At 67.9% G+C, this 7,071-nt stretch carries 4 protein-coding genes and 1 pseudogene; 3 read left to right on the top strand and 2 right to left on the bottom strand.

Annotated elements, in window-relative coordinates; genetic code table 11:
• Nucleotides 1-1,263, bottom strand: a 1,263-nt coding sequence (locus A9X03_RS23520; protein WP_068263262.1) for a cytochrome b/b6 domain-containing protein, incomplete at its 3' end; no start/stop codon positions are given.
• A gap of 762 nt (nt 1,264-2,025) precedes the next feature.
• Between A9X03_RS23520 and A9X03_RS23525 the strand changes: the two genes are divergently transcribed.
• A complete protein-coding gene (locus tag A9X03_RS23525) occupies nt 2,026-2,262 on the top strand; it encodes a hypothetical protein (protein ID WP_156669876.1) in 237 nt (78 codons plus the stop codon).
• Nucleotides 2,263-2,330: 68 nt separating this feature from the next.
• Here the strand turns inward: A9X03_RS23525 and malQ are convergent, their stop codons facing one another.
• Entirely contained in the window at nt 2,331-4,493 is a 2,163-nt protein-coding gene (gene malQ, locus A9X03_RS23530) for a 4-alpha-glucanotransferase (RefSeq protein WP_068263259.1), read from the bottom strand.
• 426 nt (nt 4,494-4,919) lie between these two features.
• Between malQ and eccB the strand changes: the two genes are divergently transcribed.
• Together eccB and A9X03_RS23540 are read left to right on the top strand one after the other, a co-directional pair.
• Nucleotides 4,920-6,437, top strand: coding sequence for a type VII secretion protein EccB (eccB, locus tag A9X03_RS23535; protein ID WP_067748001.1), 1,518 nt, complete (start codon nt 4,920-4,922; stop codon nt 6,435-6,437).
• A pseudogene (locus tag A9X03_RS23540) lies at nt 6,434-7,071 on the top strand (type VII secretion protein EccC); the annotation flags it as partial. The gene eccB and the pseudogene A9X03_RS23540, both read left to right, overlap by 4 nt.

Consider the following 7,071-nt stretch of genomic DNA (forward strand, 5'->3'; position numbering starts at 1 on the left):
CCAGTCCTTGAAGTCGTTTGCCTCCAGCTCTTTGTACTCGACGGTCTCCGGCAGGCGCCCGTTGCGCCAATGATGCGGCGAGATGTCCTTTTCGGTGAAGGCGCCGGGCTTGGGGTCGAGCTGTTCAAGCATTCGCTGGAACGGGCCCACCAGCGCGTACCCGACCCGCTGAATCACCCGCGGATGACGAATGGTGAAGGGAGTGGCCCAAACCCAGGCGATCGCCGTCACCACCATGGCCGCGGCGAAGATCCAGAAACCCACCCAGCTGTTGTCGTCGCGCGAGGCGAACATGTGGTTGAGGTTTCGCAGCGCACTGGTCGTCAACACCATCGTGACGTGCACCAGGATGAAGAACAGGAAATAGACGAGCACCACGAAATGCAGCGATCGCGCGTGCTGAATGCTCAGCCGCTTGCTGAGCCAGTGCACCCGCTGCGACAACGCGGGCGACATTCCCAGGCCGGTGATCAAAGCCGCGGGCGCGGCGATGAAAACCGTGGTGAAGTAGGACAACAACTGCAGGCCGTTGTAGGCGACCCAGCCGTTGTCGGTCGGCCAGTCCAGCGACAGATATTGAATGGCCACCGACGCCGCGTTGGGGAAGACGTCCCAGCTGGTCGGCACGATGTGGCGCCACTGCCCGGTGGCGAACAGGAGCACATAGAAGACCGCCCCGTCGACGAGCCACAGCACGTCCACGCCGAGGTGCCACCACCGGGCCAGCCCGATCGAGTGCCGGAAGCCGGGCAGGCCCAATTGCGGTGGGAGGGCGACGGTGTCGGCGTTGGCCGTCCACAGCTCGTCGTCCGGCACGGGCGGACCGACCCGCAGCCACTCGTCCTTACCCGGGGTGGCGTTGCGGCTGAAATAGAGCCGGGGATGGTCGCAGAGGATCTGGATTCCCGTCCTGATGATGAACATCATCATGAACAGGTTGAAGAAGTGCGTCCAGCCGATCCAGGCCGGCAGGCCGGGAGCGACGCCGGAGCGGTCCGTGCCGGGATGACGCTGGATGAACGACTGCACCGCCGGCATGTTGTGCAGGCCCTTGCCCACGGCCACACCGGCGATCAGCAGGGCAAAGCCGATGGGTATCAGCCAGAGCAGATTGAACCACCGGTCGCGGCCGACGCGCAGCTTCGGGGCGGTGGCCCGGCGGGTGAGGTCGAAGCCGCCACCGTAGGTCTCCACGTCGATGACGTCCTCGGCGGTGTGAATCTCGTTGCGGTAGTCCGGGGGAGACTGCAGCGGCGTGCCCACTCTCAGTGTCGACACGCCGCCGGCCGGATTGACGTCTGAGTTCCGTTGTTCGGTGTTCGTCACGAGGCCGAATTTACACGGGTCGACTTGTAGAAATTGGACACGATCAGGAAGAAACGCCGCGTCCCGAGCCCGGGGCGACGTACTTTCGCTGCCGACGGTCCGATTCGGGCGAAATCCGCCCGCCGCACCGGCCCTCAACACCGCAACTGCCCGACGAATCAGGCGCTTACACCGAAGATGCGGTTTATGGACGCCCGCTGTGAGTTGGCGCAGAGTCTTCTGGAAGGCCGCTGGATCGGGTCGTGTCGTCGAACCGGGCGGCCCGAACTATCTCAACCGGGTTGACGGCGAACGCCCGCGGAACGCCGGAGCGGTCGCCGTCGCCGTCGGGCTTCGGGCTAAGCGGTGAGGGCCGAATTCGTACGTGGACACGTTTCAGCAAAATGAATTCGAACGCGAAAAACTCAACGGTCCCGCGAATACCGGGTTATCGTACGGCGTCCGGTTGCCGGCCTGAAATACGGGCGACATCCCGGCAAATGAAAATTACAAATCGAGTTGGAGGATTGTATGACCCGTCGGTGGTTGTTTATGGCCCTCGTAGTTGCCACAGCACTAATGACCGGCTGCTCCAGCAGCAAACCCGCGAGTTCGGGATCGAGTTCGGCTGCAAGCAGCAGTTCGACCACCACAGCTACTACGTCGGCATCCGCGGCGTCCAGCGATACCAGCACGGCAAACGCGCCGGCAGTCGCGACCTTGGATTCCAGCCAATGTGTCGACGTCACCGGGGCGAATGTGGATCTGCTCGCCGCATCGGACAAGGACGCCGCGCGCAAGGCCGCTGACACCCTGGAGCGGTACAACCCGCCGGCTTCCGTCAAAGACGCCATCGAACACTTCGTCACCACGGGTGGCGCGCACTTCGATGACCCGGATTACACGAAAAACAACAAGACCGTCGACGGCTGGGTCAAGCAGGTCTGCCCCAGTTAACGACCGCACCTCAATAGCTGCCGCTAGGCCGGGTCGCGCGGCCGTACACGGCGGAAACCTTATTGGCCTCAGAAGCTAACAGGCGCGCTATCGACGTCCGTGGGCGCGATTGCGCTGCGCACGGCCTCGGCGAGGGTGGCCGCCCGGACATCGGTGAACACGTCCTCCAGGAGCACCGGGCGGCCATCGGGGCCGGTCAGCGGCACCCGCCAGTTGGGGTACTCGTCGGTGGTCCCGGGCTGGTTCTGGGTCCGCCGGTCACCCACCGCGTCGGTCAGGGCCACGCCCACCAGGCGCGACGGGGTCCGCCCCAGATACCGGTACAAGGCACAGATGATGCTTTCCTCGTCGGTGTCGGCGTCGCCGAGCAGCCCCACCCGCCGCAACTCGGCCAGCCAGGCCGCGAGCTCGGCCCTGTCGGCGGCAAGCTCGTCTTCAGCGGGGCGGGTCAGCAGTCCAAGCGACTCGCGCAGCCGCACGTGGTCGCCCGCCAGGTAGCCGGCCGTCGGCGGCAGATCGTGGGTGGTCACCGACGACAGGCAGTACTCGCGCCAGCGCTCGGCCGGCAGCGGGCCGCCGGCCCCGTCGCGGTCGAGCTCGAACCAGAGGATCGATGTGCCGAGCAACCCGCGCAGCAGCAGGTAGTCGCGCACCCACGGTTCGACCGTGCCGAGGTCCTCGCCGACGACCAGCGCGCCGGCGCGGTGTGCTTCCAACGCGACGATGCCGATCATCGCCTCGTGGTCGTAGCGAACGTAGGTGCCCTCGGTGGGCGGTGCGCCCTCCGGGATCCACCAGAGCCGGAACAGCCCGATGATGTGGTCGATCCGCACACCACCGGCATGCCGCAGCACCGAGCGGATCAACGCCCGAAAGGGGCGGTATTCCTCCGCATCCAGCCGATCCGGCCGCCACGGCGGCTGGGACCAGTCCTGGCCGAGTTGGTTGAACTCGTCGGGCGGGGCACCGGCGGTGACGCCCAGCGCCAGCACATCCTGCAGCGCCCACGCGTCGGCGCCGTCGGGATGCACGCCGACCGCCAGGTCGTGCATCACGCCCAGCGCCATTCCGGCCCGGACCGCCCGCGACTGCGCCGCGGCGAGTTGCTCATCGAGTTGCCATTGCAGCCACCGGTGGAAATCGACCGTGTCCGAATGCTTTTCGACAAAACCTGCGACACCGCTCGCCTGGGGATGCCGCAGCTTCTGCGGCCAGGAATGCCAGTCGGCGCCGTATTTCTCGGCCAGGGCGCACCAGGTGGCGAAGTCGTCGAGCGCGCGGCCTTCACGGGCGCGGAAGGCTTCGTAGGAAAGTTCGCGGCCCGCCGACCGCGGCACCCGATGCAGCAGCTCGAGCGCGGCGCGCTTGGCCGCCCACGCGCTGTCGCGGTCGATCGAGTCCAGTCGGGCGGCGCGCTGTTGCATGTCGAAGCGCAGCCGCCGCACCCGGCTTCGCTTGGGCAGCGCGGCGAACTCGGGGATCGCCTCGACGTGAAGGTAGAGGGGGTTGACGAAGCGCCGCGAGGTAGGCAGGTAGGGCGAGGGCTCCATGGGGGTCGTCGGAGCGGCGGCATGCAGCGGATTGACCAACAAGTAGTCGGCGCCGTGCCGCGTCGCCGACCACACCGCCAGGTCCGTCAGGTCCGTCAGGTCGCCGACCCCCCAGGACTGGCTCGACCGCACGCTGTAGAGCTGGGCGGCCAGCCCCCAGCCGCGCCGGGCCCCGAGCCGCTCCGGCAGCCCGAGCCAGTCCGGCGTCATGATCAGCGCGGTGCTGGTCTCGCCGTCGCCGGACCGCAGGTGCACCCGGTGGTAGCCCAGCGGCAGGTCGGGCGGCAGTACGAAGCTGGCCTCGCCCACCCAGCGCCCGTTCAGTTCGAACGGCGGGGTGAAGTTGTCCACCTGCTGGATCCCGCCGCGCACGGTGCCGTCTTCGAGCTCTAACCACACCTCGGCGGGGTCGCCGTGGGTCACGTGCACCCAGAACCGGGCCTGCTCGCCGGTCCGGCCGACGATGGTCGCAGGCAGCCGCCGCGCCCAATGCGACCGCAGCTTCGCGGCCAGGGCCACGTTGCGCTCCTGCTCGGTTCCGGCCGCCACGCCGAGCGCGGCCAGCACGGCCACCAGCGTGGCCTCGGCGACGAGCACCCGCCGCCCGGTCCAGTCCTGATACTCGGTCGCGATGCCGTATCGCCTGGCAAGTTCGACCAGCGACGGCGCGAGCTCACTCATACCGCTCATCTTGGTGCCAGAAATCGCCCGCCGACCAATCGGGGAGAGGCGGCGACCCGGCCCGCGACCGCCGCCGCCCGGTTTGCCGGCCGGTGCTGCGTCGCGCCGTGCGCCGAGGGCGCACGCTCGACAGGACGGGCGCGCCATTCGCCATTACGATGCCCTCAGAGACATGAGGAGTCCGGGCGGGATCGGCGGGGAACAAAAAGTGCCAGCTCAACGGCGCCTGGCGCGTGGCGCACGCCGGCGGCCCGGCGAGCTGCCGACGACCGGACGCCCGCAGATGAAGCAGATGCAGCAGCGAACGTCATCGTCGCCGCGTGGCGAGGCCCGTACCGGTGCCTTACGGTTGTCGATGTAATTCGCGCAGCGGAAATTTTCACAGGACAATATCCAGGCGTTCTAGCAGACCGGATGGTGAATTAAGTGGCGGAAGAGAGTCGCGGGCAGCGCGGGTCGGGGTATGGCCTCGGGCTGTCGACGCGGACCCAGGTGACCGGCTACCAGTTCCTCGCTCGCCGCACCGCAATGGCGCTCACCCGCTGGCGCGTCCGCATGGAGGTCGAGCCGGGGCGGCGCCAGACGCTGGCCGTGGTGGCGTCGGTGTCGGCGGCGCTGGTGATCTGCCTGGGCGCCTTGCTGTACTCCTTCCTCAGCCCGGCCGGCCAGGTCGGGGATTCGCCGATCATCGCCGACCGTGACTCCGGCGCCCTGTACGTCCGCGTGGGTGACCGGTTGTATCCGGCGCTGAACCTGGCGTCGGCGCGCCTGATCACCGGCCGCCCGGACAACCCGCACCTGGTCAAGTCCAACCAGATCGCCAGCCTGCCGCGCGGCCCGATGGTGGGCATCCCGGGCGCGCCGTCGAACTTCCACACCACCAGCCCGGCCACGTCGTCGTGGCTGGTGTGTGACACCGTCGCCACCTCGACCGGTGTCAGCGCACCGTCCGGCGTGACGGTGACCGTCATCGACGGGAACCCCGACCTCAGCAACCACCGGCGCGTGCTGAACGGGTCGGACGCGGTGGTGCTGAACTACGGCGGGGACGCGTGGGTGATCCGGGAGGGACGCCGGTCACGGATCGATGCGACCAACCGGTCGGTGCTGTTGCCGCTGGGCCTGACGCCCGAGCAGGTCGGCCAGGCCAAGCCCATGAGCCGCGCCCTGTTCGACGCGTTGCCGGTGGGACCCGAACTGACCGTGCCCCAGATCCCGAACGCGGGCGCCGGCGCATCCTTCCCGAACGCGCCCGGCCCGATCGGCACGGTGATCGTCACACCGCAAATCAGTGGGCCGCAACAATATTCGCTGGTGCTGGCCGACGGCGTGCAGACCCTCCCGCCGTTGGTGGCCCAGATTCTGCAGAACGCCGGGCCGGGCAACACCAAACCGGTGACCGTCGAACCGTCCGCCCTGGCGAAGATGCCCGTGGTCAACAAGCTGGATCTGTCCTCCTACCCGGACGCCCCGCTGAACGTCTCGGACATCCGCGAGAACCCGTCGACCTGCTGGTGGTGGCAGAAGACCTCCGGTGAAAACCGGGCCCGCATCCAGGTGGTGTCCGGCCCGACCATCCCGGTGGCGGCCAAGGACGAGAACAAGGTGGTCTCGCTGGTCAAGGCCGACACGACGGGCCGCGTGGCCGACCAGGTCTTCTTCGGGCCCGACTACGGAAACTTCGTGGCCGTCACCGGCAACGACCCGGGCGCCAAGACGACGGAATCGCTGTGGTGGGTGACGGACGCCGGCGCCCGGTTCGGGGTCGACGACACCCGCGACGTGCGTGAGGCGTTGGGCCTCAAGACCAAACCGAGCCTGGCGCCGTGGGTGGCGCTGCGGCTGCTCCCGCAAGGCCCGACCTTGTCGCGCGCGGACGCGCTCGTGGAGCACGACACCCTACCGATGGATATGTCCCCAGGAGAATTGGCGGTACCTAAGTGAAACGCGGGTTTGCACGGCCGACACCGGAGAAGCCTCCGGTCATCAAGCCGGAGAACATCGTCCTTCCGACGCCCCTGAGCATTCCGCCGCCCGAGGGCAAGCCCGTGTGGCTGATCATCGTCGGCGTCCTGGTGATCGGCCTGCTGATCGGCATGGTCGCAATGGTCTTCGGCAGCGGCTCGCGCGTGTTCGGCGGCGCCGGCGCGATCTTCCCGATCTTCATGATCGGTGGCGTCGCGATGATGATGTTCGGCGGCCGATTCGGCGGTCAGCAGCAGATGAGCCGGCCCAAGCTGGACGCGATGCGCGCCCAGTTCATGCTGATGCTGGACATGCTGCGCGAGACCGCCCACGAGTCGGCCGACAGCATGGACGCCAACTACCGGTGGTACCACCCGGCGCCCACCACGCTGGCCGCCGCGGTCGGCAGCTCACGCATGTGGGAGCGCAAGCCCGACGGCAAGGACCTCAACTTCGGTGTGGTCCGCGTCGGCGTCGGCATGACGCGTCCCGAGGTGACCTGGGGTGAGCCCCAGAACATGCCGACCGACATCGAGCTGGAGCCGGTGACCGGTAAGGCGCTGCAGGAATTCGGCCGCTACCAGAGCGTCGTCTACAACCTGCCCAAGATGAT

Origin of the sequence: Mycobacterium sp. E1715, assembly GCF_001667625.1 — a bacterium.
GTDB lineage: Bacteria > Actinomycetota > Actinomycetes > Mycobacteriales > Mycobacteriaceae > Mycobacterium.